The sequence below is a fragment of the Bradyrhizobium sp. USDA 4472 genome, assembly GCF_054058595.1.
On record NZ_JBSSAM010000001.1, the window covers coordinates 3,199,137 to 3,223,783 of the forward strand.

The 24,647-nt window shown below is 65.1% G+C and carries 25 protein-coding genes, 1 tRNA gene and 1 pseudogene; 18 read left to right on the forward strand and 9 right to left on the reverse strand.

Translation table 11 applies throughout. The annotated features are described in order from the left end of the window. Positions 1-102 precede the first annotated feature (102 nt). Complete coding sequence (locus ACVWZ4_RS14670) at positions 103-1,155, forward strand: hypothetical protein (protein WP_456740617.1); 1,053 nt, start codon at positions 103-105, stop codon at positions 1,153-1,155. 166 nt (positions 1,156-1,321) lie between these two features. Further along, on the forward strand, positions 1,322-2,761 hold the full coding sequence (locus tag ACVWZ4_RS14675; protein ID WP_456740618.1) for an MATE family efflux transporter: 1,440 nt from the start codon (positions 1,322-1,324) through the stop codon (positions 2,759-2,761). Here ACVWZ4_RS14675 and ACVWZ4_RS14680 read toward each other — a convergent pair. From ACVWZ4_RS14680 to ACVWZ4_RS14695, 4 genes are all read right to left on the reverse strand, one after another. Then, positions 2,758-3,186, reverse strand: a complete 429-nt coding sequence (locus ACVWZ4_RS14680; protein ID WP_456700071.1) for a hypothetical protein — start codon at positions 3,184-3,186, stop codon at positions 2,758-2,760. The two genes, ACVWZ4_RS14675 and ACVWZ4_RS14680, sit on opposite strands and share 4 nt — an antisense overlap. Positions 3,187-3,299: 113 nt before the next feature. Beyond that, complete coding sequence (locus tag ACVWZ4_RS14685) at positions 3,300-3,695, reverse strand: SRPBCC family protein (protein ID WP_456740619.1); 396 nt, start codon at positions 3,693-3,695, stop codon at positions 3,300-3,302. Between the two features lie 146 nt (positions 3,696-3,841). Beyond that, positions 3,842-4,201 (reverse strand): VOC family protein, encoded by a 360-nt coding sequence (locus ACVWZ4_RS14690; protein ID WP_456700069.1) that lies wholly within the window; start codon positions 4,199-4,201, stop codon positions 3,842-3,844. A 54-nt stretch (positions 4,202-4,255) separates the two neighbouring features. Then, positions 4,256-5,095 carry a helix-turn-helix transcriptional regulator gene (locus tag ACVWZ4_RS14695; RefSeq protein ID WP_456700068.1) on the reverse strand — a complete coding sequence of 280 codons (840 nt, stop codon included), beginning with the start codon at positions 5,093-5,095 and terminating at the stop codon, positions 4,256-4,258. 317 nt (positions 5,096-5,412) lie between these two features. On the opposite strand from ACVWZ4_RS14695, the gene ACVWZ4_RS14700 reads away from it, so the two are divergent. The 11 genes from ACVWZ4_RS14700 to ACVWZ4_RS14750 all read left to right on the forward strand — a co-directional run bounded on the left by ACVWZ4_RS14700 (position 5,413) and on the right by ACVWZ4_RS14750 (position 15,703). Beyond that, a tRNA-Gly gene (locus tag ACVWZ4_RS14700) sits at positions 5,413-5,486 on the forward strand. Positions 5,487-5,663: 177 nt separating this feature from the next. Then, the gene (locus ACVWZ4_RS14705; protein ID WP_456700067.1) at positions 5,664-6,245 is read left to right on the forward strand and encodes a helix-turn-helix domain-containing protein; all 582 of its coding nucleotides are present in this window, start codon (positions 5,664-5,666) and stop codon (positions 6,243-6,245) included. A gap of 97 nt (positions 6,246-6,342) precedes the next feature. After that, entirely contained in the window at positions 6,343-6,807 is a 465-nt protein-coding gene (locus tag ACVWZ4_RS14710; protein WP_456700066.1) for a GNAT family N-acetyltransferase, read from the forward strand. A gap of 89 nt (positions 6,808-6,896) precedes the next feature. Further along, a complete protein-coding gene (locus ACVWZ4_RS14715) occupies positions 6,897-7,955 on the forward strand; it encodes a LacI family DNA-binding transcriptional regulator (protein ID WP_456737031.1) in 1,059 nt (352 codons plus the stop codon). Positions 7,956-8,028: 73 nt separating this feature from the next. Next, positions 8,029-9,486: a xylulokinase gene (gene xylB / locus ACVWZ4_RS14720; protein ID WP_456740620.1), complete on the forward strand. Its 1,458-nt coding sequence runs from the start codon at positions 8,029-8,031 to the stop codon at positions 9,484-9,486. Beyond that, positions 9,483-10,805: a xylose isomerase gene (gene xylA, locus ACVWZ4_RS14725; RefSeq protein ID WP_456700063.1), complete on the forward strand. Its 1,323-nt coding sequence runs from the start codon at positions 9,483-9,485 to the stop codon at positions 10,803-10,805. Before xylB ends, xylA begins: the two co-directional genes overlap by 4 nt. Before the next feature lie 12 nt (positions 10,806-10,817). Continuing rightward, on the forward strand, positions 10,818-11,582 hold the full coding sequence (locus tag ACVWZ4_RS14730; RefSeq protein ID WP_456700062.1) for an ATP-binding cassette domain-containing protein: 765 nt from the start codon (positions 10,818-10,820) through the stop codon (positions 11,580-11,582). Then, positions 11,582-12,652, forward strand: coding sequence for an ABC transporter permease (locus ACVWZ4_RS14735; protein ID WP_456737033.1), 1,071 nt, complete (start codon positions 11,582-11,584; stop codon positions 12,650-12,652). Before ACVWZ4_RS14730 ends, ACVWZ4_RS14735 begins: the two co-directional genes overlap by 1 nt. A gap of 191 nt (positions 12,653-12,843) precedes the next feature. Further along, positions 12,844-13,776: a sugar-binding protein gene (locus tag ACVWZ4_RS14740; RefSeq protein ID WP_092239524.1), complete on the forward strand. Its 933-nt coding sequence runs from the start codon at positions 12,844-12,846 to the stop codon at positions 13,774-13,776. A 100-nt stretch (positions 13,777-13,876) separates the two neighbouring features. Next, the gene (locus ACVWZ4_RS14745) at positions 13,877-14,857 is read left to right on the forward strand and encodes an aldo/keto reductase (protein ID WP_456738849.1); all 981 of its coding nucleotides are present in this window, start codon (positions 13,877-13,879) and stop codon (positions 14,855-14,857) included. Between the two features lie 3 nt (positions 14,858-14,860). Further along, positions 14,861-15,703, forward strand: a complete 843-nt coding sequence (locus tag ACVWZ4_RS14750; RefSeq protein ID WP_456740621.1) for an amidohydrolase family protein — start codon at positions 14,861-14,863, stop codon at positions 15,701-15,703. Between the two features lie 197 nt (positions 15,704-15,900). On the opposite strand, the gene ACVWZ4_RS14755 is transcribed toward ACVWZ4_RS14750, so the two are convergent. The 4 genes from ACVWZ4_RS14755 to ACVWZ4_RS14770 form a co-directional block, all read right to left on the reverse strand. Further along, a complete protein-coding gene (locus ACVWZ4_RS14755; protein ID WP_456737035.1) occupies positions 15,901-16,266 on the reverse strand; it encodes a nuclear transport factor 2 family protein in 366 nt (121 codons plus the stop codon). Between the two features lie 197 nt (positions 16,267-16,463). Next, a complete protein-coding gene (locus tag ACVWZ4_RS14760; protein ID WP_456737036.1) occupies positions 16,464-16,814 on the reverse strand; it encodes a RidA family protein in 351 nt (116 codons plus the stop codon). Positions 16,815-16,911: 97 nt separating this feature from the next. Then, positions 16,912-17,166, reverse strand: a complete 255-nt coding sequence (locus tag ACVWZ4_RS14765; RefSeq protein WP_456740622.1) for a hypothetical protein — start codon at positions 17,164-17,166, stop codon at positions 16,912-16,914. A gap of 340 nt (positions 17,167-17,506) precedes the next feature. After that, positions 17,507-19,177, reverse strand: coding sequence for an FAD-binding dehydrogenase (locus ACVWZ4_RS14770; RefSeq protein ID WP_456740623.1), 1,671 nt, complete (start codon positions 19,175-19,177; stop codon positions 17,507-17,509). A gap of 249 nt (positions 19,178-19,426) precedes the next feature. On the opposite strand from ACVWZ4_RS14770, the gene ACVWZ4_RS14775 reads away from it, so the two are divergent. The 5 genes and pseudogenes from ACVWZ4_RS14775 (at position 19,427) to ACVWZ4_RS14795 (ending at position 23,865) form a co-directional block, all read left to right on the forward strand. Further along, complete coding sequence (locus ACVWZ4_RS14775) at positions 19,427-19,951, forward strand: hypothetical protein (RefSeq protein ID WP_456740624.1); 525 nt, start codon at positions 19,427-19,429, stop codon at positions 19,949-19,951. Positions 19,952-20,070: 119 nt separating this feature from the next. Continuing rightward, positions 20,071-20,265, forward strand: coding sequence for a hypothetical protein (locus tag ACVWZ4_RS14780; RefSeq protein WP_456700054.1), 195 nt, complete (start codon positions 20,071-20,073; stop codon positions 20,263-20,265). Positions 20,266-20,289: 24 nt separating this feature from the next. Further along, positions 20,290-20,880 carry an SCO family protein gene (locus tag ACVWZ4_RS14785; RefSeq protein ID WP_456740625.1) on the forward strand — a complete coding sequence of 197 codons (591 nt, stop codon included), beginning with the start codon at positions 20,290-20,292 and terminating at the stop codon, positions 20,878-20,880. Positions 20,881-21,125: 245 nt separating this feature from the next. Then, positions 21,126-22,061, forward strand: coding sequence for a transporter substrate-binding domain-containing protein (locus ACVWZ4_RS14790; protein WP_456742223.1), 936 nt, complete (start codon positions 21,126-21,128; stop codon positions 22,059-22,061). 159 nt (positions 22,062-22,220) lie between these two features. After that, a pseudogene (locus ACVWZ4_RS14795) lies at positions 22,221-23,865 on the forward strand (lysine--tRNA ligase). A 68-nt stretch (positions 23,866-23,933) separates the two neighbouring features. On the opposite strand, the gene ACVWZ4_RS14800 reads toward ACVWZ4_RS14795, so the two are convergent. Next, positions 23,934-24,587 (reverse strand): S24 family peptidase, encoded by a 654-nt coding sequence (locus ACVWZ4_RS14800; RefSeq protein ID WP_456740626.1) that lies wholly within the window; start codon positions 24,585-24,587, stop codon positions 23,934-23,936. Between the last annotated feature and the right edge of the window lie 60 nt (positions 24,588-24,647).

Below are 24,647 nucleotides of genomic sequence, written 5' to 3' on the forward strand. Positions count from 1 at the left end.
CGGAATTGACGGGCCGCCGTGCAGGGCGCCCTGCACGCGCATCATGTTGCCTGCTACCAGTCGCAGTGACACACTCGATCAAAACGACGATCGGGAGTGAACATGACCGCCACCGCAGACGCCGCGCAAGCAGCGCAATGGAAATGCTGGCGCGCCATCGCCGATCTCTACCACGCCTACTTCACCGGCCTCATCCTCACCGTGGTGACGCGGCGCGGTACGGCGGATGCCGCCGAATTCGTCTTTCGCGTATTTCGCCGCCAGCAGCTGGAGCGCTTCCTGCCGGGGCTCAGGAAGCTCGGCATCGAGCATCTGCCGCCGGCAGTCGCTGCCGCGCAATATCACTATCTCTCGAACTGGATCGGCGGCGTGCATGTCGAATACATGTATGAGAGCGACACCAAGGCCTGGATCCGCTATCCTCCGCCGCGTTGGATCTGGAAGGGCACCGCGATCTGCGGCGTGCCGGGCGAGGTCTCGCGCGCCATGCTGAGGGGCTGGCACGCCAACAACGGCGTCGCGCTCGGCGATCTCAGGCTGGGCTTCGTCTGCACCAAGCAGAGCGTCGACGGGCAGGACGGGTTGGAGGGCTATTATCATCAATACGACCATCCACTCGAGCTCGACCAGCGCCTGGTGTTCGCGCGGCATCTCGAAGCGCCGTTGTTCGATGCGAAGAACGCGCCGGCTTTGCCGGTTGCGAGCTGGCCGAAGCCGCGGCTGGAAAAGGCCCATCGCAACTATGCCATGGAATATGTGCGTACGGCGGCGCCGGTGATGGTGCAGCTGTTCGGGCCGGAAGATGCCGGCTATCTCCTGCACCTCACCGGCAAGCTGATCGGCATGCAACATTTCGAAGAGGTTGCGGCTGCCCTGTCGATGACAAGAGGTGGCGCGAGCGAGTTCGCATCCTTCCTCAACGCGCTGTTCGCCGCGCAGGACGACGCGGCCGAGACCAGGCAATCCGAAGGCAGCTTCGAAATCCGCCAGCAGAGCTGGAAGTTGATGGACGACGTCGCCGACCATCATCGCGCTTGCGCCAAGGTGCTGGAGGGGCTGTTCGAGGGGCTGGCTGCCGGATGCGGCCGGCATATCGGGGTCCACCTGCGCCCGGCCGTAGATGACAGGCCGCCGCTGATCTGGACGATCAGCTAATTCCACCACTTGAAATGCGCTGCCGCAGGGCACGCCTGCACCTGACGCAGGAGGAATCGGCAGCCAGCGTGCTAACAGTGACGTATCGCGCCTCTCGCGCGAGCAAATTGATTGGCGCACCCATGCATTGCCGCGCCGCGAATGGCGCCTGTACCCGGGAGAGCAAATGACTGAGATCGCCGAGATCCCGGTCGATGTGCAGGAACGTCCGCTGCCGCGGCCACCGCGCCCCACGCGGAGCGCGCTGACCGACGGGCCGATCCTGCGCACGCTGCTCTCTCTTGCCTGGCCGAACGTAGTCGCTTTGTCCGCCGGCACCTGCGTGGTGATCGCGGAGACCTCCTATATCGGACGACTTGGTGTGGAGGCACTGGCTGCGATGGCGCTGGTGTTTCCGACCGTGATCCTGACCATGACCATGTCGGGCGGTGCCATGGGCGGTGCTGTCGCCTCCGCCATCGCACGTGCGCTCGGCGCCGGCGATCGCGAACGGGCCGGGACGCTCGCCGCGCATGCGCTGTTGATCGGCATCAGTTTCGGCCTCGTGTTCATGCTCTCCATGCTGCTCTTCGGGCCGCAGGTGCTCACGATGCTCGGTGGCCGCGGCAATGTGCTGGCGCACGCGATCGCCTACACGCAGGTTTTCTTCGGCGGCGCCGTGCTGCCGTGGCTGCTCAACACCATGGCCGGCGTGCTGCGCGGCACCGGCAACATGAAGCTGCCGTCGCTCCTGATCCTCAACTCCGCGGTCTGGCAGATCGTGCTCGGCGGCTCGCTGGGCCTCGGGCTCGGGCCCTTCCCGCAACTCGGCATGCGCGGGGTCGCGGCGGGCGCGCTGATCGCCTACTCCATGAACATCTGCGTGATGGGCTGGTATCTGTTTTCCGGCCGCGCCCGCGTCGTGCCGAAGCTGCGTGGGTTGCGCATCCAGTGGTCGATGTTCTTCGACATCCTGAAGGTCGGCGCCATCGCCTGCTTCTCGCCGCTGCAATCGGTGCTGACGATCTCGATCTTCACCCACATGCTGGCGAAGTTCGGCACCGCGATCCTCGCCGGTTACGGCATCGGCGCACGGCTCGAATTCCTGCTGACCTCGATCGCATTCTCGTTCGGAATCGCCTCCGTGCCGATGATCGGCATGGCGGTCGGCGCCGGCCGTATCGGCCGCGCGCGGCGCATCGCCTGGATCGCGGGCGCGAGTGCCTTCGTTGCCGTCGGTGCGCCGGCCTGCCTCGTCGCCCTGTTCCCCGATCTCTGGGTCGACATCTTCACCGACAGCCCCACGGTGCGCGCGACCAGTCATCAATATCTGTCGACCGTGGCGCCGTTCTACGCGTTCATCGGCCTTGCCTCGACGATGTACTTCTCGTCGCAAGGTGCGGCCAAGGTCATTGGCCCGGTGCTGGCGCAGACTGCACGGCTGATCTACATCGCGACCTGCGGCTGGTGGCTGTCGACACACGAGGCGACGGCGCAGAACTTCTTCTGGCTCGCCGCGAGCTCGATGGTCGTGCTCGGCCTGCTCTCATCGTCCAGCGTGGTGCTGACCCGCTGGGGGCCGCGCGAAACGAAGCCGGCCGTCCAGCCAGTGCTGGTTGCGGACTAGCGATGCTTGTGGCGGCGATGCCCGCCGCCGGCGACATTGGCGAGCCGCATGATCTGCGGGATCATCGCCATTATGTCGCCGCCGCCGGAGCCACCGAGCATGCCCATGATGTCGCCGCCGCCCGCGGGCGCATAGCCGCCGTAATTGGGCACACTGAGCCCGCCGCCACCCATCAGGCCACCTAACCCGCCGCCGCCGTTCTCCATCATGCGGCTCATCATCGGGCCCATGGTCTGCATCATCATGGCAAAGCGGCGCTTGCCCATCTTCGCCTTCATCATCTCCAGCATCGGCGCCATCTGGGTCATCATATCCTCGCCGCCGGCAGCGCTGCCGAGGAACTGCGCCTGGGCCGGCGAGCTCGCGACCGAAAACAGCAGCAGCACGGCGGCTGCCTGACAGATCACCTTGTCCGCACCTCTCATGGCATGCTCCTCGCGTGCGTGGCCCCGCCGGGAGAGCGAGGCCGTCAGGACGCACGCGAATATGGTTACGGCCGATGCGGGCGGACCTCTGTGAGATACGTCACGCAGGCGCGCTAGTTCGTGGGAAACGCCTTGTGCATGGCGCTCACCGCCGCTTTCGTCTGCTCCTGCACATAAGCCGCAAGTTCGTTGGGCAGCATGTCGATGATCCAGACCAGGCGGCAATCCGCGTCACCCTCGGCGATCACTTGCACCGAGGCGCTGTAATGCTTCAATCGCTCGCTGTTGATCGCATAGACCAGCCGCCGTCGCGCATCGTCGCAATCGACCAGCACCTCGCGCGCGACCGAGCCGTTGGCGAAAGTGACGATGCGCGTGTCACCGTCGAGCGAGCAAGCCGTGACAAAGCCCGGCACCAGCCGCTGATGCAGCGCGCCGAAATCGCGCACCGCGTCCCAGACGTCGCGGGCCGGGGCGGGGAGGGAGATGTCGTTGCGGATGGAGGCCATTGCAAAACTGTCCTTGATTTCGGCAGGTGGTCGCCAAGCCCTGCGTCATTGCGAGCGCAGCGAAGCAGTCCAGAAATGTCTCCGTTGAAACAGTCTGGATTGCTTCGTCGCAAGGGCTCCTCGCAATGACGGAGTTCGTGGCCAGCTCACGTACAAACCGCCTCGACATTATTGCCATCAGGATCGATCAAGAACGCCGCGTAGTAAGTCGGGCTATAATCCTTGCGCGGTCCCGCGCCACCATTGTCGTGGCCGCCGCTTTTCAGCCCCTCGCGATGAAATGCCTTCACCGAATCGTGGTCCTTGGCGCGAAACGCGATATGCATGCCGTCGGCCTTGCGGCCCTTGTTCAGATGCAGCCAGAGGGCCGGCTCGCCCTTCGGCCCGAAGCCGGCATAACCGTCGCCGCTCGAGCACAGGACGTAGCCGAGCGGCGCCAGCACCGCCGTGTAGAAACGCGTGGCGGCGTCGAGGTCGGCAACGCGCAGTCCGATATGGTCGTACATGGTCATCTCCATTGCGAAGCGCCGCTCAGTGGCGCGCGATGGAGATGATCCTAGTCAATTGAGTGCGAACCGCTCTTGGAGAATCTTGCGCTCGCCCTTTGCGGCCTGCCGGAACCGGGTCGGCGACAGGCCGGCGGCGCGATGGAAGGTGCGGACGAAGTTGGAGAGGTCGCCGAAGCCGACGTCATAGGCGATGTCGGTGACCGCGAGATCGTCGTCACTGAGCAGACGTGCCGCATGTCGCAGCCGCGAGCGCACCAGATATTGATGCGGGGTGACGCCGAGCACGTTGGAAAACAGCCGCAGGAAATGGAACGGGCTCAAACCTGCGAGGCGCGCGGCCTGCTCAAGGTCGATTCCGGCATGTGAGTTGTCGTCGATCCACAGCGCGGCCTCCACGGCGCGGCGGCGGTCGCGCGCCGTGGGCGCCACCCGCTTGCGCGGCTTGCCCGAAACCATCTCGACAAAGCGCCCGGCGAGGATCTGGCCGACCTCGTCGAGGCCCAAGTCGCTGTTGCCATCTGCCGCCGTCTGGGCGAGTTCGCCCAGCACCATCAACTCGGGCAGCGGCGGCGCCGCGCCGACCTGCCAACACTCGCGTCGTCCGCCGAGGGCATCGACCAGGTCCTCGCTGAAGAAGAAGGAAAGGCAGACGTCGCCACAAACATGCTCGTGCGTGCAGGTGTATTCGTCGCCGGGTGCGCCGACCAGCAGTGACCCCGCCACCAGTTCAAAGAAGCCGGCGCGGCAATGGCAGCCAAAGCTTCCAGAGCGGACATAAGCGATGGAATGACCATCGCGGCATTCGGCAAACGGCTTGTCGGCCGGTCCCGCGTCGCAACGAAACTCGGAGACCGTCATCGACTGTGACGTCAGCAGCGTGGTCGCATCCATCAAAGGTATTTAGGAGGGCGAGCGCGGCGGGGCAACGGGCAGCAGCACCTCGAATAGCGTCTCGCTTTCGATCGGACGGGCGCCCTCGAGCCGCGCCGAAAGCGCCGATGGCCGTGTCGAACATTGCGTAAGCAGGCCGAACACGTGCACGCCCACCGATCGCACGTTCCTCACACCGGCGTGATCATAACACCGCCACAATCCGTCGCGCCTGGATTCTGACCAGGACGTTAACAACTGTCGCGCCCGGCACGCCAAACCGCTTGGCGACGGACACCGTCTCGGCTAATCAGGAGGGGCGCAGGACACGCGCGTAAGCGGGCGTAGTTCAATGGTAGAACGGCAGCTTCCCAAGCTGCATACGAGGGTTCGATTCCCTTCGCCCGCTCCAGACTTCCGCCGCTGCCATTTGCATTCGACCCAGCCGCCAGCCGCCAGCCGCTCACGGCCGCGCCGAAATTCCAATATATTAGCCGCCGGCTCCCGGCACGCCCCGTCTCCCCGGCCTAAGCTCTTCCCGTCCGGCGGATGCGGTCCATGTGCCGGGCAATGTTCGGATCGGAAGACCATGGACCAGCAGAAACTCGATCGCGCGATCGGTCGCCGTTTGAAGACGTTGAGAACCCAGGCCGGCATGACCTTGAACGAGCTCGCGAGCCGCTCCGGTGTCAGCCGGGCCATGATCGGTCGGGTCGAGCGGGCGCAGAGCAGCGCCACCGCGGCGCTGCTCAACAAGCTCTGTTCGGCGCTCGATGTCTCGCTCAGCGACGTCGTCGCGCTGTCTGAGAAGCCGCCGGAGCGGTTGACGCGGCTTGCCGACCAGCCGCAATGGCGCGATCCGGATAGCGGCTACCGGCGCCGCCACGCCTCCCCGGTCGATGCGGCGAGCGGCATCGAGATCATCGTCGTCGACCTGCCTGCCGGTGCGCGGGTGCCCTACAGCCCCTGGGGCCGCAATGCCTTCACCCAGCAGCTCTTGATGCTGGAGGGCGCGGTTTGCGTGCATATCGATGCCAAGGCAGTGCGCCTGCGCGACGGTGACTGTCTCGACTTCGACGTGATGCGCGCGGTGATTTTTGAGAACGAAACCAAACAGGATGCCCGCTACGTCATCATCACCAGGCGCGGCACCTCTTACGGGAAAATGTGATGCACCGATCGCACGGGACGCCACCCATCCAGGATGCCGAAGATATCCTCGCCATCTCCATGCCGGAGCAACTCGCAGGTAGCTTGGAGTCATGACGATGCTGATTCGCATCGGCGACACCTTCGATCCGCGCGTCGTCGCGCTGCTCGACCACCACGTCGCGGCCGCGCGGGCCCAGACCGCTCCGGGCAGCGCGCATGCGCTCGATCTCGCAGGCCTTCGCGCCAGTGACGTCGCGTTCTGGACCGGCTGGGATGGCGAGGCCCTGGTTGCGACCGGCGCGCTGAAGACGCTGTCGGTGGACCACGGCGAGGTGAAGTCGATGCACACGCTCCAGACTACGCGCCGGCGCGGCTTTGGTGGCCTGATGCTCCGCCACATCATCGCCGAGGCGCGCAGGCGTGGCCTCAAGCGGTTGAGCCTCGAGACCGGCTCGTGGGACTATTTCAAGCCGGCGCACGCGCTCTACCAGGCCCACGGTTTCGTACCGTGCGATCCGTTCGCGGCCTATGTCGAAGACCCCAACAGCCTGTACCTGACACTTGATCTGGCCCACTCGTAGCTGACGCCCGCGCAACCGGGAATCGAAATTCCGGCCCTGTCCCTCAAAATGAGTTGCGCACCTCAAAACACCTCTGCTAGCCTTCAGCCATGGCCGAAGACACTGCCTCCGCTGCGCTGACGCTGAAGGACATCGCCCGCGAGGCCGGTGTCAGCCTGGCGACGGTTGATCGTGTCCTGCACAAACGGCCCGGCGTGCGGCCGGATACGGTCCGGCGCGTGCTGGAGACGATCGAGCGGAACGCCTTCCAGCCCCATGTTGCGGCCGCCGAGCTCGCCCGCGGCCGTGCCCGCCGCTTTGCTTTCGTGATGCCGACCGGGGCCAACCCGTTCATGCTGCAGATCCAGGCCTATCTCGGCGAGATGTCCGGCTGGCTCTCCGCGCGCCGCCTGGCCGTCGAGATGGTCATCACCGACGTGTTCGACCCCTCCGTGCTGGCGGCCTCGCTGGAGCAGCTCGTCGGCAGCGACTATGACGGCATCGCCGTCGTCGCGCTCGACCATCCGAGCGTGCGTGCCGCCATCAACGATCTCGTCGACAGCGGCGCCAAGGTCGTGACACTGGTGTCGGACGTGCCGTCCTCGCGTCGTCACCATTATGTCGGCATCGACAACATCGCCGCCGGCCGCACCGCCGGCGCGCTGATCGGCCGCCTTGTCGGCCCGGGACATGGCTCAACTCCGGGCAAGGTCGCCATCATCGCGGGCTCGCAGGGCCTGCGCGACCATGCCGAGCGCATTTTTGGCTTCAACCAGGTGATGGCGTCGGAATTTTCGCACCTCGAGATCCTGCCTCTGCTCGAAGGGCGCGACGAGGACGACCGCTCCGAGCAGCTGATATCCCGGCTGCTCGCCAAGCATCCTGATATCGTCGGCCTCTACAATGTCGGCGCCGGCACGCAAGGCGTGGCCAAGGCCCTGACCGAGGCCGGCCGCGAGAAGCAGATCGTGTTCATCGCCCACGATCTCACGGCGATGACGCGAAAATTGTTGCTGCAGGGCACACTGGACGTCGCGATCTCGCAGAATCCGGGACATGAGGCGCGCGCCGCCGTGCGCGTGCTGCTGTCGCTTGCGCGTCAGGAGCCGATCTTGAGCGAACAGGAGAATATCCGCATCGACATCTTGATGCGGGACAATCTGCCGTAGCGGCAGTCGAAAAGAGGACGGCCCGTGGAACAGGCGACGGAGATCGCCGAGCGGGCCAGCAAGGGAGGACGAATTGGATCTCGGACTGGATATCGGCACGTCCGGTGTGAAGGCGGTGCTCGTGAACGAGGTTGGCGCGGTTGTCGCGACGGCCGCGCGCGAGCTTGCGCTGTCGCATCCGCAGCCGCTGTGGTCCGAGCAGGATCCGGATGCCTGGGTCGAGGCATCGATCGGCGCCATCGACGATCTCGCTGTCACCCATCCGCGTGATGTCGCCGGCGTGCGCGGTATCGGGCTGTCAGGCCAGATGCATGGCGCGACGCTGCTGGGTGCGGATGGACGCCCGCTGCGCTCGGCGATCCTCTGGAACGACGGCCGCTCGCATGGCGAATGCGTCGAGCTCGAGCGCCGCTGCCCGTCGCTGCATGCCATCGCCGGCAATCTGGCGATGCCCGGCTTCACCGCGCCCAAGCTGCTTTGGGTCGCACGGCACGAACCCGATATTTTCAAGCGCGTCACCAAGGTGCTGCTGCCGAAAGCCTATGTGCGCTATCGCCTCACCGGTGAGATGGTCGAGGACATGTCGGACGCCGCCGGAACGCTGTGGCTCGATGTCGGCAGACGCAACTGGTCGGCGGAGCTGCTTCACGCCACCGGGCTCGACCTGCATCACATGCCGCGCCTGGTCGAAGGCAGTGAGGTGAGCGCGGTGCTTGCTGGCGAATTCGCGCAGCGCTGGGGCATGGCCAAGAACGTGGTCGTTGCCGGCGGCGCCGGCGACAATGCGGCGAGCGCGATCGGACTTGGCGCGATTGCGCCCGGCGATGCCTTCCTCTCGCTTGGCACCTCCGGCGTGATCTTCCGCGTCACCGACAATTTTGCGCCGGCGCCCGAAGCGGCTGTGCACGCCTTCTGCCATGCGCTGCCCGGCCTCTGGCACCAGATGGGTGTGATGCTGTCGGCGGCGGCCTCGCTCGCCTGGCTCGCCGATGTGATGGAGGTCCCGGCCGCGACGCTGCTGGCGCCGCTGGGCGAGCGCGTTGACGGTCCGAGCCCGGTCAAATTCCTGCCCTATCTCGACGGCGAGCGCACGCCGCACAACGATGCCGCCGCGGGCGGCGCTTTCGTCGGCTTGCGCGGGGCGACCGGCCGCAACCAGATCGTCCAGTCCGTGCTTGAAGGCGTCGCCTTCGCCGCGCGCGACAATCTGGCGGCGCTGAGTGCTGCGGGAGGGGCGATCACCGAGGTTGATCTCGTGGGCGGCGGTTCTCGCTCGCCGCTCTGGGCGCAGATCTGCGCCGACGTGCTCGGTATTGATGTCCACCGTGTCGAGGAAGGCGAGGTCGGCGCCGCGCTCGGTGCTGCCAGGCTCGGCCGGCTCGCCGCCACCGGCGAAAATCCCGCGCGGGTCTGCACGCGTCCGCGCCGCCTTGCGACATTCACACCAAACCCATCGCGCACTGCGGCCTATGACGAGGCCTATCAGCAGTGGCGCAAGCTCTATCCCGCGCTGAAGGAGTTATCCCTGTGAACACGTTACCAAAATTCTTCGGCGCAGCCGACCCGGTCGCCTACGGCGGCAAGGACGCCAAGAGCCCGCTGGCGTTCCGCTGGTACGACAAGGACCGAATGGTCCACGGCAAGCGGCTCGAGGATCATCTGCGCTTCGCGGTCTGCTACTGGCATTCGTTCTGCTGGCCCGGCGGCGATCCCTTCGGCGGCGAGACGTTCCTGCGCCCGTGGCACCACGGTTCCGACGCCATGGCGATGGCGCGCGCCAAGGCCGACATCGCCTTCGAACTGTTTCGCCTGCTCGACGTGCCCTTCTTCACATTCCATGATGTCGATGCAGCGCCGGAAGGCGCGAGCCTTGCCGAGTCCGTCGCCAACCTCAATGCGATCGGCGATGTCTTCGAGAAGAAGATGGCGTCAGCGAAGGTGCGGCTGCTGTGGGGCACCGCGAACCTGTTCACGCATCGTCGCTACATGGCGGGTGCGGCGACCAATCCCGACCCCGATATCTTCACCTATGCCGCCGGCCAGGTCCGCGCCGCGCTCGAGCTGACGAACCGGCTCGGCGGGCAGAACTATGTGCTGTGGGGCGGCCGCGAAGGCTACGAAACTCTGCTCAACACCGATCTCAAGCGCGAGCTGGACCAGCTTGGCCGTTTCGTCTCCCTCGTGGTCGAGCACAAGCACAAGATCGGCTTCAAGGGGCCGCTCCTGATCGAGCCCAAGCCGAAGGAGCCGACCAAGCATCAATATGATTTCGACGTCGCCACCTGCTACGGCTTCCTGCAGCGTTATGACCTGCTCGACGACGTCAAGCTCAATATCGAGCAGAACCATGCTATCCTCGCCGGCCATTCCTTCCAGCACGAGGTGGCGCTGGCCCAGGCGCTCGGCGTGTTCGGCTCGCTCGACATCAACAGAGGCGACGACCTGCTTGGCTGGGATACCGACCAGTTCGCGATGAACGTGCCGGAGCTGGCGCTGGTGTTTCACGACATGCTGAAGGCGGGCGGCTTCTCCACCGGCGGTCTCAATTTCGACGCCAAGATCAGGCGTCAATCGATCGATCCAGACGATCTCATCCACGCCCATGTCGGTTCGATGGATGCCTGCGCGCGGGCGCTGATTGCCGCGGCCGACATGCTCGACGCCGAGGCGCTGACGAGGCCGCTCGCCGAGCGCTATGCCGGATGGACGAACAGTGAAGGGCAGGCCATCATGGCGGGGAAGCGCTCGCTCGCCGATCTCGCCGATCGTGCGCTCGCCTCCGGCTTCGATCCGCAGCCGCGGTCGGGCCGGCAGGAATATCTGGAATCCGTCGTTAACCGGTACGTCTGAGCGAGGCCGAGCATGACAACCAATCAAGGAGACGGCCAGCCGGTGCTGGAACTGACCGGCATCGGCAAGGAGTTCGGCGCCATCCGCGCGCTTCACGACGTCGATCTGCACGTGCGTCCGGGCGAAGTGGTCGGCCTGATGGGCGATAACGGCGCCGGCAAGTCGACGCTGGTCAAGATCATCGCCGGCAATTTCCGCCCAACCCACGGCGAGATTCGCTTCGACGGCAATGCCGTCCATTTCAGCCGCCCGGTCGATGCCCGCGGGGTGGGCATCGAGGTGGTCTATCAGGACCTCGCGCTCGCCGACAATCTGACGGCAGCAGCCAACGTGTTTCTCGGTCGCGAGCTGAAGCGCAAATTCGGCCCCGTCGCTTTGCTCGATCACAAGGCGATGGCGGCACGTGCGCTGGAATTGTTCGGTGAGCTGCGCTCGGAGACGCGGCCGTATGACCTGGTCAAGCAGATGTCCGGCGGCCAGCGCCAAGCGGTCGCGATCGCCCGCACCCGGCTGTCCAACGCCAAGCTCGTGATGATGGACGAACCGACGGCCGCCATCTCCGTACGCCAGGTCGAGCAGGTGCTGGGCCTGATCCACCGTCTGAAGGAGCAGGGTGTCGCCGTCATGCTGATCTCCCACCGCATGCCCGACGTGTTTGCCGTCTGCGACCGCGTCGTCGTCATGCGCCGCGGCGAGAAACGCGCGGACAAGCCGATCCACGAGACATCCCCCGAAGAAGTCACCGCCCTGATCACCGGCGCGAAGGAGGCGGCGTGATGGCCATGCCCCTGGAATCCCCCGTCACGTTCTCCAACGTCGGCAAGACAAGATGGTGGCAGCGCGGCATCTTTGCCTCGCAGACCGGCTACGTCCTGCTGGCGCTCATCGTGCTGATGATCGTGATGCGTTTTGCCAGCCCCTATTTCTTCACCGAAGGCAACATGCAGAACGTGGCGAAGAACTTTTCCTTCATCGCCATCGCCACGCTCGGAATCACGTTCGTCATCATCACCGGCGGCATTGATCTTTCCGTCGGCTCGATGATGTGTTTTTCCGCCATGATCACCTCCATGGTCATGGTCGAGCTGTCGGCACCGGGATCGTCCTTCGTCCATCTGGCCGCCGATGGAAAGACGGTCGTCGCCAATGTGCCCGGATTGATCCTGTTGATTTCGGTGCTCGCAGGTCTGTTCGTCGCGTTCATCGTCGGCCTTTTCAACGGCTTCTGCATTGCGGTGCTCGGGCTGTCGCCCTTCGTCACGACGCTGGGCATGCTCTCGATCGTGCGCGGGCTCGCTTATGTGGTCTCGAATGGCCGCGGCAGCTTTCCGGGCGGGCCGGACGCCGAGACGTTCTACGCCTTGACCTCGGGCGACGTGCTCGGTGTGCCCGCGCCATTTATCTATCTGGTGATACTCGCCGTGCTGATGGCGGTCGTGCTGCATCACACGAGCTTCGGTCGCCACGTCTTCGCGCTCGGCGGCAACGAGAAGGCGGCGGAGTTGACCGGCATCCCGGTCGCGCGCGTGAAGATCGAAGTCTATGTGATCTGCGCGCTTGCCGCCGGCCTGCAAGGCATCATCATCTCGGGCTGGCTGGGATCAGCGCCCGCGAACATGGCGACGTCCTACGAGCTCAACGTCATCGCCGCCGCCGTGATCGGCGGCGCCAATCTCGCCGGCGGCCTCGGCGGTCCGCTGGGCGCCATCGTCGGCTGCGTGCTGCTGGAGGTGATCCGCAACGGCCTCGTGCTCGCGCAGGTCAACTCCTACTGGCAGCAAACGCTCGTCGGTGTGATCATCATCCTTGCCGTGCTGGTCGACCGCATCCGCTCGCGCATGACTTAGGGCATGATCCGGAAAAGTGTGAAGCGGTTTTCCGGAAGGATCATGCTCAAAACAAAGACCTGAAGCGGAATGATGATCAATCCAGATCTCATGGCGCTTCAGGGGGTTACTCCGGAAGGACAACGAAACATCGTCTATCCGCCTGCCGGAGCATCACAAATGGATAGGCATCACAGTGTGGAGGGAAAGCAATGAAGAAGCTGTTGTTGGCCGGCGTGACCATCGCGATGATGGCGACCCCGGCATTTGCCCAGACCTACAAGTTTGCCGTCGTTCCCAAGGCGATGAACAATCCGTTCTTCGACGTGGCGCGTGACGGATGCATGAAGCGAGCCAAGGAGCTCGGCAACGTCGAGTGCATCTACAAGGGGCCGATCGAGCACGAGCCGGCGACCCAGGCGCAGATCATCCAGGACTTCATCACCCAGAAGGTGGATGGGCTCGCGATCTCGGTTGCCGACGTCGCGTCCATGACCAAGTCGATTGAGGCCGCGACCGCGGCCGGCATCCCCGTCATCACGTTCGACGCGGACGCGCCGGGCTCCAAGCGCATCGCCTATATCGGCACCAACAACAAGGACTTCGGCCTCGCACTGGGCAAGCAGTTGCTTCAGCTCCGCCCCGAAGGCGGCAAATATGCCATGGTCTCCGGCGGCCCGGGTGCCAAGAACCTTGCCGAACGTGTCGACGGCGTCCGCGAAGCGCTCAAGGGCTCGAAGTGGGTCGAGGTGCAGGGGTCGCCGACCTTCTGCAACGACGATTCCACGCTTGCGGTCCAGCAGATGACGGATCTACGGACCGCGACCCCGGATCTCGCCGCGATCGTCCCGGTCGGCGGCTGGCCGATGTTCGCCCCTGAGGGTTTCAAGGCGTTCGTCAACAAGAACAAGAAGGACATCGACAGCGGCAAGCTGACGCTCGTCGTTGCCGATACGCTGAAGATGCAGCTCGAGTTGCTGCGCGACGGCTACTCCAACGCGCTCACCGGCCAGCGCCCGTTCGAAATGGGCGAGAAGTCGATGGACACGTTGCTCGCGATCAAGAAGGGGCAGAAGGTTCCGGAAGTGATCTACACCGGTCTCGATCTCGTGACGAAGGATAACGTCGCTCAACTCTTGAAGTAGGCACGTCGAGCGGGAACGTCTGCCAGCCCCGACGTTCCCGCGCTACACTCCCTCTCCTGCCCTGCGGGGGAGGGAGTTCTGCTTTGGGAGGAAGACAGCAATGAAGCGTAACCGGCTTGCTGACGGTCTCGATGTCACTTCGATCGGCCTCGGTTCGGCGCCGCTCGGCGGATTGTTCTCGGCGGTCAGCGATGCGGATGCGGAGGCGACACTCGCGGCCGGCTGGTCTGCGGGCATCCGCTTCTACGATACCGCGCCGCTCTACGGCTTCGGCCTGGCAGAACAACGACTGGGTGCCTTCCTGCGGCAACAGAACCGCGAGTCCTATGCGATCTCGACCAAGGTCGGCCGCCTGCTGCGCGCGCCCGACGCCACGACCGTCGAGGACGAACATTACAAGGGCGCGCCCGCGCTGCGCCCGCAATACGATTTCAGCTATGATGGCGTGATGCGCTCGGTGGAGGAGAGCCTCGGCCGCCTCGGGCTCGATCGCGTCGATGTTCTGCTCGTGCATGATCCCGATGATCACTATGAGGCTGCCGTGAGCGGTGCTTTTCGCGCGCTGGTGCGTCTGCGCGACGACGGCACGGTCAAGGCGATCGGTTCCGGCATGAACCAGTGCGAGATGCTGACGCGTTTCGCTGAAGCCGTGCCGGTCGACTGCTTCCTGCTCGCGGGGCGCTACACGCTGCTCGACCAGGGTGCGCTGGACGCGCTGTTTCCCGTTTGCGTTGCCAAGAACATCGGCATCCTGCTCGGCGGCATCTACAACAGCGGTATCCTGGCCAATCCGCGTTCGGGTGCGAAGTTCAACTACGAAGACGCCGACGCGGCGCTCGTTGCGCGCGCGCTCGAGCTCGACCAGCTCTGCCGCAAGCACGGCACCGAGCTGAAGGCCGCCGCGCTGCAGTTCTGCATGGCCCATCCGGCCGTGACGGTGGCCGTCATGGGGGCGCGCAACGCTGCCGAGGTCGCCGACAACATCGCGATGTCCGGACGCGCGGTGCCGCACGCCTTCTGGCAGGAGCTGCGCGCCAGGAAGCTCGTGGACGCGCGGGCGCCGCTGCCGGACGGAGCGTGAGCCATGTTGATCGACGCCCACCAGCATTTCTGGGATCCCGCGCGCGCCGACTACCCCTGGATGGCGGGGCCCGAGCTCGCGCCGATCCGCCGCGCTTTCACCCCCGCCGATCTCGCGCCGCTGCTGAAGGCCAACGGCATCGATGCGAGCATCTTGGTGCAATGCCGCTCTGCGATCGAGGAGACCGAGGAATTCCTAGGCGTGGCGCATGCAACGCCTTTCGTCGTCGGCGTCGTCGGCTGGGCCGACCTGACCGATGCCGCGCTCGGCGACACGCTCGATCGCCTGCGCGCGCTGCCGGGCGGCGCAAAGCTGGTCGGCATTCGTCACCAGGTCCACGACGAGGCCGATCCTGACTGGCTGCTGGGCACCGAGGTCCAGCGCGGATTGGCGGCGCTGTTCAGTCGCGATCTCGCCTACGACTTCCTCGTCCGCACCCGCGAATTGCCCGCCGCGATCGCAACCGCAAAAGCCTTTCCGCAAGCCCGCTTCGTGCTCGACCACGCTGCGAAACCGCCGATCGCCGAGGGCGGCAGCGCCGAATGGACGGAGCGCATCTCGGCGCTGGCGGCCTGCGGCAATGTCTGGTGCAAGGTCTCGGGCCTCGCCACCGAAGCGAAGTGGACCGATTGGGACGCCGAGCGGCTGCTTCCATTCGTCCAGCACGTCGCCAATTGTTTCGGCGAGGATCGCCTGATCTTCGGCTCGGACTGGCCGGTATGTCTGCTGGCGGGCAGCTACGGCGAGATCAAGGGCGCGCTGGACGTGTGCCTGGCGAAGCTCGGGACGCGGGTGCGCGAGAAGGCGTTCGGTGTGAACGCCAAGGCTGCGTATCTGCTGGCTTGATGCCTCTCACCCTCCGCCGGAGGGGGAGGGTGGATCGCGCGCAGCGCGAGCGGAGTGGGGTGGTCTCTCCAAACGGGCGCTGGTCGAGGTGGAGAGAGCGTCACCCCAACCCGTCTCACATTCGGCTTCGCTTCATGTGAGCCGACCCACCGGCGAGCTACGCTCGTCCTGGACCCCTCAAGGGGAGGATAAGGAGGTCATGCGCCCGCCGGCACCTGATCCAGAAATCCCGTGATGCTCCTGATCCGCCCGTCCTTCAGCACGGCGAAATCCGTGCCCTTGATCGGACTGTCCGCGCCATCAGGACCGAGGCCCCATGAGAAGCGGACATGGTCGCCGTAACCATTGGGTTCGCCGATCAGGCTGAACTTGAAGTCGGGAAAGCGCTGCTGCACCCCTGATATCAGCGCGTCGATGCCGTCTCTCCCGTCGCCCTTCATCAGCGGATCGACGTAGCTCGCATCTGCCGTCCAGAACTCGCTGAGCAATTCGCGCCGGCGGCCTTGGGCGCGCTCATTCCAGAGATCGATATAGCGGTGGGCGATGGTGACGGGGTTGGTCATGAGACTCTCCTTCGATAGCGCCGTGTCGTTCGGCTGACCCGACTATCGAAGGTTCACGCGCGCCGATCGATTACCTCGGAGGTCAAGCGCATGGTCCGTGAAACGGTTTCCCGACGGGACCATGCGCCAAAAAAACGAGTTGAAGCCAGATGACGTTCTCATCGCGCTTCAGTCGCGCGTGAATTTAGTCCGCGGAATTACTTCGCCGCGGTCACCATGATCTCGACGGTGTACTGCGGCGCCGCCAGCTTGGCTTCCACGGTGGCGCGGGCCGGAGTGTTGCCTGGGGAGACCCAGCTGTCCCACACGGCGTTCATTTCCTGGAACGTCTTCATGTCGGTGATGTAGATCGTGGCGGACAGCAGCTTCGACTTGTCGGTGCCGGCCTTGGCGAGATGGCCGTCGATGGTCTTCAGGATGTCCTGGGTCTGCTTGGTCACGCTTTCGCCGGCCGCGTTGCTGGCGACGACGCCGGCGAGATAGACGGTGTTGCCGTGTACGACGACCTGGCTCATGCGCGGGCCGGTTTCAAAACGCTGAATGCTCATTGGGATCTCCTGGTGGGAATGGCGGCCCTGTCTAGCGCAGCACCTCGTGCGGAGCCACCCCGGCCACGCATGCGTTTCCGGCAACGCATGCGCTGGTTCAAGGAAACCGGTTGAAGAAAGCCCAAATCGTCTCGGCGCCGACGATATCGCTGTTCTGCGGCCCGAGCAGACCGATCCGTTGGCGGCAAAACAGCTCGGCCCGCGTCCGCCTTCCGTGCCATTCATGATCAGCATCGGCAGCGCGCGGGACGGATCGCAGGTTGCCACGCATTCGCCAGTCTGGTTCGTGGATCGCGCTGGCGCCCGCCGTGACCAGGTCGGTCGCGCTGGCGAGCACCGAGCTGGTCGGCAATCTCTATTCCCCGCTCGCGACCTTGCGCGGTTATCTGCTGAGCGGAAATCCGCAAGGCAAGCTCGATCGCATGGAGATGTGGAAGGAGATGGACAAGGCAGCCGCTGCATTCGACGAGCGGGCGGCACAATTCACCAACCCGAGAACAGGCAAAAATGGGCAGACGCCAAGGCGCTGCTGGCCGAATTTCGCGCGGCCCAGCAGGCGCAGCGGACCAATGATCGGGTCAACAAGCTGTCGCAGGCCGCAACCCGCATCGGCGACGTGGTCGAACTGATCAACACGATCGCGGGACAGACCAATCTGCTCGCGTCGCCCCCGCAGCCGCGCGCCTCTCCGCTCAGCCCACCGCCTTCGCCGCGGCGCGACCGGCATTGCGGCCGGAGAACAGGCAGCCGCCGAGGAAGGTGCCCTCCAGCGAGCGGTAGCCGTGCACGCCGCCGCCGCCGAAGCCTGCAGCCTCGCCGACTGCGTAGAGTCCGGGGATGATTCGCCCCACGGCGCCGAACACGCGCGAGTCGAGATCGGTCTCGAAGCCGCCCAGCGTCTTGCGGGTGAGGATGTTGAGCTTGACCGCAATCAGCGGCCCCTTCTCCGGATCGAGAATGCGATGCGGTGACGCCGTGCGGATCAGTCTGTCGCCGATATAGCGCCTGGCATTGTGGATGTTCATCACCTGCGCATCCTTGACGTAAGGGTTGGCGATCTCGCGGTCGCGCGACTCGATCTGCATCTTGATGTGGTCGAGCTTGAGCAGATCATTGCCCGCAAGCTGGTTCATCGCAGCGACGAGGTCCTCGAGCTTGTCGCGCACGATGAAATCGGCACCATGGCGCTTGAACGCCTCCACCGGCGCCGGCGCGCCCTTGTTGGTGGCCCGGCACAAGGTCATGCGCCAGCTTTTTCCCGTGAGGTCAGGATTTTGCTCCGAGCCCGATAGCGCAAACTCCTTCTTGATGATGGCCTGGGTCAGGATGAACCACGAATAATCATAGCCTGACGACATGATGTATTTGAGCTGGCCGAGCGTGTCGGAGCCCGGAAACAAGGGCGCCGGCAGCCGCGTGCCCGTGGCGTCGAACCACATCGAGGACGGGCCGGGCAGAATGCGGATGCCGTGGCGCGGCCAGATCGGTGACCAGTTCCGGATGCCCTCGACATAGTGCCACATGCGGTCGCGGTTGATCAGCCGCGCGCCTGTTTGCTCGGTGATGCCGATCATGCGGCCGTCGACATGCTCGGGGACGCCCGAAATCATGAATTTCGGCGGCGTGCCGAGCCGCTCCGGCCAGTTCGCCCGCACCAAATCATGGTTGCCGCCGATGCCGCCGGACGCCACGATCACGGCCTGCGCCTTCAGCGCAAACTCGCCGACGACAGTGCGCGAGGAGCTCTTGCCACGCTCGACATGATCGGCGGCGAGGATCGCGCCGCTGACGCCGTCCACCGTACCGTTCGTGATCGAGAGCGCATCGACACGGTGGCGGAACTTGAAAATGAGGCGCCCGCTCTTCGCGGCCTCGCGCGCGCGGCGCTCGAAGGGCTCGACGATGCCGGGGCCGGTGCCCCAGGTGACGTGAAAGCGCGGTACCGAATTGCCGTGGCCCATCGCATCGTAGCCGCCGCGCTCGGCCCAGCCGACCACGGGGAAGATGCGATGCCCCATCGCGCGCAGCCAGTCGCGCTTCTCGCCGGCGGCGAACGCCACATAGGCCTCGGCCCATTTGCGCGGCCAGAAATCCTCATCGCGGTCGAAGCCGGCGGTGCCGAGCCAGTCCTGCATCGCCAACTCGAAGGAGTCCCTGATGCCGAGCCGGCGCTGCTCCGGCGAATCAACCAGGAACAATCCGCCGAACGACCAGAACGCCTGGCCGCCGAGCGACTGCTCGCCTTCCTGGTCGACCACGATCACGCGCTTGCCGGCATCCGCAATCTCGGTCGCCGCCACCAGTCCCGATAGTCCTGCGCCGACGACAATGACGTCAGCCTGCTCGCTCGAATCCCCGGGCATGAGTTCCCCCCTGTAGTTGCCCGGAATTGAAGCCAGCTGTCGTAACTGAGATCAAGGGCGTGGCGCGTAAGACCGCGTTAACTTGTTCCACTTCGGGATCACGGCTGGCCGAGTGCAGCGCGGACGCAACACTGGATTTGAATTTGTTTTGAGCGAGCCGGCCTGCCTAGACAAAACCACGGTCTCGACCGACGCTGGGCGCGCATCACCACCTGACACACAGATTCGAAAACGACTGGGGCGGGGGACATGAAGTTTCTGACGGGGTTGCTTGCGGCGGTTTGCTTGATCGCCTGCATGGGGGCGTCTCACGCGGTCGTTCGGATCGCGGATGACCGCGGCGGCCGGATCGGGACTTACGTCGACAAGTACCAGGACCTCAGGCAATCCGGCGATACCGTCATCATCGACGGTCTCTGCGCCTCGGCCTGCACCATCGTGCTCGGCGCCATCCCGCGCGACCGCATCTGCGTCACCTCGCACGCGACGCTCGGCTTCCACGCCGCCTGGGATTTCGGCAGCAACGGCCGCGCCGTCACCAATCCCGAAGCGACCCAGATGCTCTATGCGATGTATCCCTCGCAGGTGAAGCGCTGGATCACGCAGCGTGGCGGCCTCACGCCGCATATGCTGTTCCTGAGGGGCAGGCAGCTTCAGGCCATGTACAAGCCCTGCTATCTCGATGCGCAGGCCTCCACCAGCAAGCCCGTTTCGGCCCGGCCTTCGCCGAAATCGGAAGAGCTGGAGTCCGCCCGAGGCCAGCTGCTTCACTGAGCCTATCAGCTTGATGTGATTTTTGGCCCGCCCGCGGCGCTTGTCCGTCGGCGGGCCAAAGCCTATTTGGGAGGCAGGGAACCGGGGCCTTCGCCCCGATCGTTGTCCCGATCGTCGTCATGGCTCAATCACTGCATCCGGCACGCCAGCTACAGGACAATTCGCCCACTGCCGCCCGTACGCCGTCCGTGCTGCTATGGACCGGCGCGGGTGCCGGCGGGCTGATGCTGATCGGCGCGCTCGCGCTCTGGTTCCATTACGGCTCCCAGGTGTTCTTCGAAATGATCAGGACCGGCTTTGCCGCCTGCTTCTGACCCGCGACAGGAAGTTTTCCGCTCATGAGCTCCACTGCCCGTCCGCTGGTGATCGCGACCGCCTTCGCCTCGAGTCTCGTCGTCGGTCTGCTGGTGATGTTCTGGGCCATGGGCGGGGTCAGCAAGGTGGCGCAACCGGCCGCGATCGGCGGACCGTTCCAGCTGACCGACCAGAACGGCAAGACCGTCACCGACCAGAACCTCAAGGGCAAGCCGACCCTGATCTTCTTCGGCTACACCCATTGCCCTGACGTGTGCCCGACCTCGCTGTTCGAGATGTCGGAAGTGCTGCGTGCGATGGGCAAGGATGCCGACAAGGTCAACGCCATCTTCATCTCGGTCGATCCCGAGCGCGACACGCCGGCGACCATGAAAGACTACCTATCGAGCTTCGATCCGCATCTCGAAGGCCTGTCCGGCGATCCGGCCGAGACCGCCAGGGTGATCACCTCCTACCGGGTCTATGCCAAGAAGGTCCCGACCAAGGACGGCGACTACACCATGGACCACACCGCGCTGATCTATCTGATGGACCGCGACGGCCGTTTCGTCTCGCCGTTCAATTTGAAGCGGACCCCGGAAGAGGCCGCGGCGGACCTGAAGAAGTATCTCTGAGGGTCGTTCAACGCGCCGCGAATTCCGCTGCAACCTCTCCCGCTTGCGGGGGAGGTCGGCGCGGAGCGCCGCGGGTGGGGGCTCTATCCTCTGGGGGAGTCTTTGTTGAGACACCCTCTCCCCGACCCTCCCCCGCAAGCGGGGGAGGGAGCGCACCTTCACCCTGGCCGCATTTCGGCTCGCGTTCCCGGCCGGATGGTCTATAAGGCCTTCCGATCCCGATGAAATTCATTCATTCCCGGCCGATGGCTGCATCGCAACAGGCGAAATCGTCCAAATCTGCCCGTGGCTTGCTGACGGGGCTGACCCTGGCCGCGGGCCTGCTCGCAGGGCTGTCAGGCGCCCGCGCGCAGGCCGACGCCCAGCAGCCCCCCACCGCACCTCAGGCCGCGCCGCAAGTCGCGCCCCAAGCTGCCCCCCAGGCCGTGCCCGGCTTCTGGGACCCGCGGCGCCGCCCGGAGCGGCCGGACCTGTCGCGGCTCAGCGTGATCCGCTTCCTGACCGAGACCGACTACCCGCCGTTCAACTATACCGGCGCCGACGGTAATCCGGCCGGCTTCAATGTCGATCTCGCACGCAGCCTCTGCGAGGAGATCAAAGTCTCCTGCACGGTGCAGATGCGCCGCTTCGAGACGCTGGTCGATGCGCTCACCTCGAACCGCGGCGACGCGATCATTGCCTCGATGGCGGTGAGCCCGCAGCTTCGCGCGCGGGTCGACTTCACCGATCCCTATTACCGCGTGCCGGCGCGTTTCGCCTCGCGCAAGGATGCGGTGATGCCGGAGATCAGACCCGAATATCTCGAGGGCAAGAAGGTCGGCGTCATCGCGGGCTCCGCGCATGAGGCTTATCTGAAAGCGATGTTCACCGACGCCGAATTGCACCCCTATCCCAACGACGAGGCGCTGCGCGCCGCGCTCCGCAAGGGCGAGGTCGATTTCATCTTCGGCGACGCCATCTCGCTGGCGTTCTGGATCAACGGCACCGATTCCGGCGATTGCTGCGCCTTCTCCGGCGGTCCCTTCGTCGAGAGCCGCTTCTTCGGCGAAGGCATCGGCATCGCCGTGCGCAAGGGCAACGACGTGCTGCGCCAGGCCCTGAACTGGGCCCTGTTCCGCGTCTGGGAAAAAGGCCGGTACACCGATCTGTGGCTCAAGTATTTCTCGGTGAGCCCGTTTTAGCTTCTCCTTCGCTGCCTCGTCATCGTCATTGCAACGAGCGCAGCGACGATGCAATCCAGACTGTTTCCGCGGAAAGAGGGCGGAGGCGGCTGCGTCGTCCCGCAATTTTGCATTCTGCCCGGAAATCGCTATTTTCCGCGGCCCGGAGGCCCATTCTGAATGTCCGTCATCGATCCCAACATGACCCCGAGCGATCTGCGTGCGCTCGCCGAGCAATCCAACGCCTGGCCGTTCGAGCAGGCGAAGGCCATTGTCGCGCGGTTGAAGAAGAGTCCAAAGGACGAGGTGCTGTTCGAGACCGGTTACGGTCCCTCCGGCCTGCCGCATATCGGCACGTTCGGCGAGGTCGCGCGCACCTCGATGGTGCGCCATGCCTTCCGCGTGCTGACCGAGGACAAGATCAAGACGCGCTTGCTCGCCTTCTCCGACGACATGGACGGCTTCCGCAAGGTGCCTGACAACGTGCCGAACAGGGATCTCTTGGCGCAATATCTGGGGCGGCCGCTCACTGCGGTCCCCGACCCGTTCTCGAACGAGCATCCCTCGTTTGGCGACGCCAACAATGCGCGCCTGCGTGCCTTCCTGGATCATTTCGGCTTCGACTACGAGTTCGCAAGCTCGACCGTCTATTACAAGTCCGGCCGTTTCGACGCGACCCTGCTGAAGATGCTCGCCGCCTACGACAAGGTGATGGAGATCATCCTGCCGACGCTCGGCCCCGACCGCCGCGCGACCTATTCGCCGTTCCTCCCGATCAGCAAGACGACGGGTGTCGTGCTGCAGGTGCCGATGATCCGCCGCGACGTCGCGGCCGGCACGGTGACCTATGTCGATCCTGACACCAACGAGGAAGTCGAAACGCCGGTGACCGGCGGCAACGTCAAGTGTCAGTGGAAGGCCGACTGGGCGATGCGCTGGGTCGCGCTCGGCGTCGACTATGAGATGGCCGGCAAGGACCTCATCGACTCCGTGAAGCTGTCAGGCGCGATCGCCAGGGCGCTCGGCGGCACGCCGCCCGAGGGCTTCAATTACGAGCTCTTCCTCGACGAGAAGGGCCAGAAGATCTCGAAGTCGAAGGGCAACGGCCTCACCATCGACGAATGGCTGCGCTACGCCTCGCCGGAATCGCTGTCGCTGTTCATGTATCGCGAGCCCAAGGCCGCGAAGCGGCTGTTCTTCGACGTCATCCCGCGCCAGGTCGACGACTACCAGCAGTTCATCGACGGCTTCGCCAGGCAGGATGGCAAGCAGCAGCTCGGCAATCCGGTCTGGCACATCCATGCCGGCGCGGCCGCCGCAGGGCGACATGCCCGTCACGTTCCAGCTGCTGCTGACGCTGGTGTCGTCGTCGAACGCGGAGAACGCCGAGACGCTGTGGGGCTTCATCGGCCGCTATCGTCCCGGCGTGAGCCCGCAGACACATCCGAAGCTCGACGCGATGGTCGGCTACGCCATCAACTATTACCGCGACTTCGTCGCGCCGACGAAGCAGTTCCGCGTTCCCACGGAAACCGAGCGCGCCGCGCTGCAGGATCTGCGCGAAGCGCTGTCGCAGCTCCCGGCAGACGCGTCGGCCGAAGACATCCAGAACGTCGTCTACGAGATCGGCCGCCGCGAGCCGTTCCTCGACCAGGTCAAGAAGGGCAAGGACGGCCGTCCCGGCGTCACGCTCGACTGGTTCAACATGCTGTACCAGGTGCTGCTCGGCCAGGAGAAAGGCCCGCGCTTCGGCTCGTTCGTTGCAGTCTATGGCGTGCAGAACGCGGTCAACATGATCGACGGCGCGCTTGCGCGGAGTGCGTGAGCGGGCGTTATCGGAACGCGGCGCCTCCTTACTTCGTCCTGGCTTCGCCAGGACGAAGTAGGTTTGTCTCACTGGCTCGCCCACACGATCCTTGCGATCCACGCGATATCGTTCGTTGCCAACGTCCGTTCGGCCTGCGCCGCATCGAGCGATCGCAGTTCCAGCGCCTTCGCCGTGCGCCGCTTCAGCATCGCGACCATCACCTCGCTGGTCTTCGTCCTCACCACCACGCGATCGCCTTTGCGGATTGGCGCGGTTGGCGAGACCAGGATGACAGCGCCATCGGGATAGGCGGGCATCAGGGCATCACCGGAAATCTCCAGCGCAAAGGCGCGGTTGTCCTCGGCGCTCGGCAGCGCGATCTCGCTCCAGCCTTTGCCGGACGGATAGCCCCGTTCGTCGAACGCGCCGCTTGAACTGGCTGGCGCGAGGCCAAGCAGCGGCACCGCGCGGCCATCGCCGGCCTCGTCGTCGATCAGCCTGGCAAAGGTCTCGATCGACGAGTCCGCAGCCGCCAGGGCCTTCGCGATCGATTCGGTCGAGGGCCAGCGCTCGCGGCCATCGCTGGTGACGCGCTTGGATTTGTTGAAGGTGGTGGGGTCGAGCCCGGCCCGCTTGGCGAGGCCTGATGGCGACAGTCCGGCGCGCGCGGCCAATCGGTCCAGCGCGGCCCAGATCCGGTCGTGGGTCAGCATCCTCTGCGCTTTGGCCTGTTTGACCATGGAAGGTCCAGCCCGTCGCAACTCAGGAAAACTATCCTCAAATGAACCGGTTTTCCGTTT

What these genes read in the sequence shown, in the direction of transcription:
- ACVWZ4_RS14670 (WP_456740617.1), top strand. Translation starts at nt 103, where the DNA reads ATGACCGCCACCGCAGACGCCGCGCAAGCAGCGCAATGGAAATGCTGG.
- ACVWZ4_RS14675 (WP_456740618.1), top strand. Translation starts at nt 1,322, where the DNA reads ATGACTGAGATCGCCGAGATCCCGGTCGATGTGCAGGAACGTCCGCTG.
- ACVWZ4_RS14680 (WP_456700071.1), bottom strand. Translation starts at nt 3,186, where the DNA reads ATGAGAGGTGCGGACAAGGTGATCTGTCAGGCAGCCGCCGTGCTGCTG.
- ACVWZ4_RS14685 (WP_456740619.1), bottom strand. Translation starts at nt 3,695, where the DNA reads ATGGCCTCCATCCGCAACGACATCTCCCTCCCCGCCCCGGCCCGCGAC.
- ACVWZ4_RS14690 (WP_456700069.1), bottom strand. Translation starts at nt 4,201, where the DNA reads ATGTACGACCATATCGGACTGCGCGTTGCCGACCTCGACGCCGCCACG.
- ACVWZ4_RS14695 (WP_456700068.1), bottom strand. Translation starts at nt 5,095, where the DNA reads ATGGATGCGACCACGCTGCTGACGTCACAGTCGATGACGGTCTCCGAG.
- ACVWZ4_RS14705 (WP_456700067.1), top strand. Translation starts at nt 5,664, where the DNA reads ATGGACCAGCAGAAACTCGATCGCGCGATCGGTCGCCGTTTGAAGACG.
- ACVWZ4_RS14710 (WP_456700066.1), top strand. Translation starts at nt 6,343, where the DNA reads ATGCTGATTCGCATCGGCGACACCTTCGATCCGCGCGTCGTCGCGCTG.
- ACVWZ4_RS14715 (WP_456737031.1), top strand. Translation starts at nt 6,897, where the DNA reads ATGGCCGAAGACACTGCCTCCGCTGCGCTGACGCTGAAGGACATCGCC.
- ACVWZ4_RS14730 (WP_456700062.1), top strand. Translation starts at nt 10,818, where the DNA reads ATGACAACCAATCAAGGAGACGGCCAGCCGGTGCTGGAACTGACCGGC.
- ACVWZ4_RS14735 (WP_456737033.1), top strand. Translation starts at nt 11,582, where the DNA reads ATGGCCATGCCCCTGGAATCCCCCGTCACGTTCTCCAACGTCGGCAAG.
- ACVWZ4_RS14740 (WP_092239524.1), top strand. Translation starts at nt 12,844, where the DNA reads ATGAAGAAGCTGTTGTTGGCCGGCGTGACCATCGCGATGATGGCGACC.
- ACVWZ4_RS14745 (WP_456738849.1), top strand. Translation starts at nt 13,877, where the DNA reads ATGAAGCGTAACCGGCTTGCTGACGGTCTCGATGTCACTTCGATCGGC.
- ACVWZ4_RS14750 (WP_456740621.1), top strand. Translation starts at nt 14,861, where the DNA reads ATGTTGATCGACGCCCACCAGCATTTCTGGGATCCCGCGCGCGCCGAC.
- ACVWZ4_RS14755 (WP_456737035.1), bottom strand. Translation starts at nt 16,266, where the DNA reads ATGACCAACCCCGTCACCATCGCCCACCGCTATATCGATCTCTGGAAT.
- ACVWZ4_RS14760 (WP_456737036.1), bottom strand. Translation starts at nt 16,814, where the DNA reads ATGAGCATTCAGCGTTTTGAAACCGGCCCGCGCATGAGCCAGGTCGTC.
- ACVWZ4_RS14770 (WP_456740623.1), bottom strand. Translation starts at nt 19,177, where the DNA reads ATGCCCGGGGATTCGAGCGAGCAGGCTGACGTCATTGTCGTCGGCGCA.
- ACVWZ4_RS14775 (WP_456740624.1), top strand. Translation starts at nt 19,427, where the DNA reads ATGAAGTTTCTGACGGGGTTGCTTGCGGCGGTTTGCTTGATCGCCTGC.
- ACVWZ4_RS14780 (WP_456700054.1), top strand. Translation starts at nt 20,071, where the DNA reads ATGGCTCAATCACTGCATCCGGCACGCCAGCTACAGGACAATTCGCCC.
- ACVWZ4_RS14785 (WP_456740625.1), top strand. Translation starts at nt 20,290, where the DNA reads ATGAGCTCCACTGCCCGTCCGCTGGTGATCGCGACCGCCTTCGCCTCG.
- ACVWZ4_RS14790 (WP_456742223.1), top strand. Translation starts at nt 21,126, where the DNA reads ATGGCTGCATCGCAACAGGCGAAATCGTCCAAATCTGCCCGTGGCTTG.
- ACVWZ4_RS14800 (WP_456740626.1), bottom strand. Translation starts at nt 24,587, where the DNA reads ATGGTCAAACAGGCCAAAGCGCAGAGGATGCTGACCCACGACCGGATC.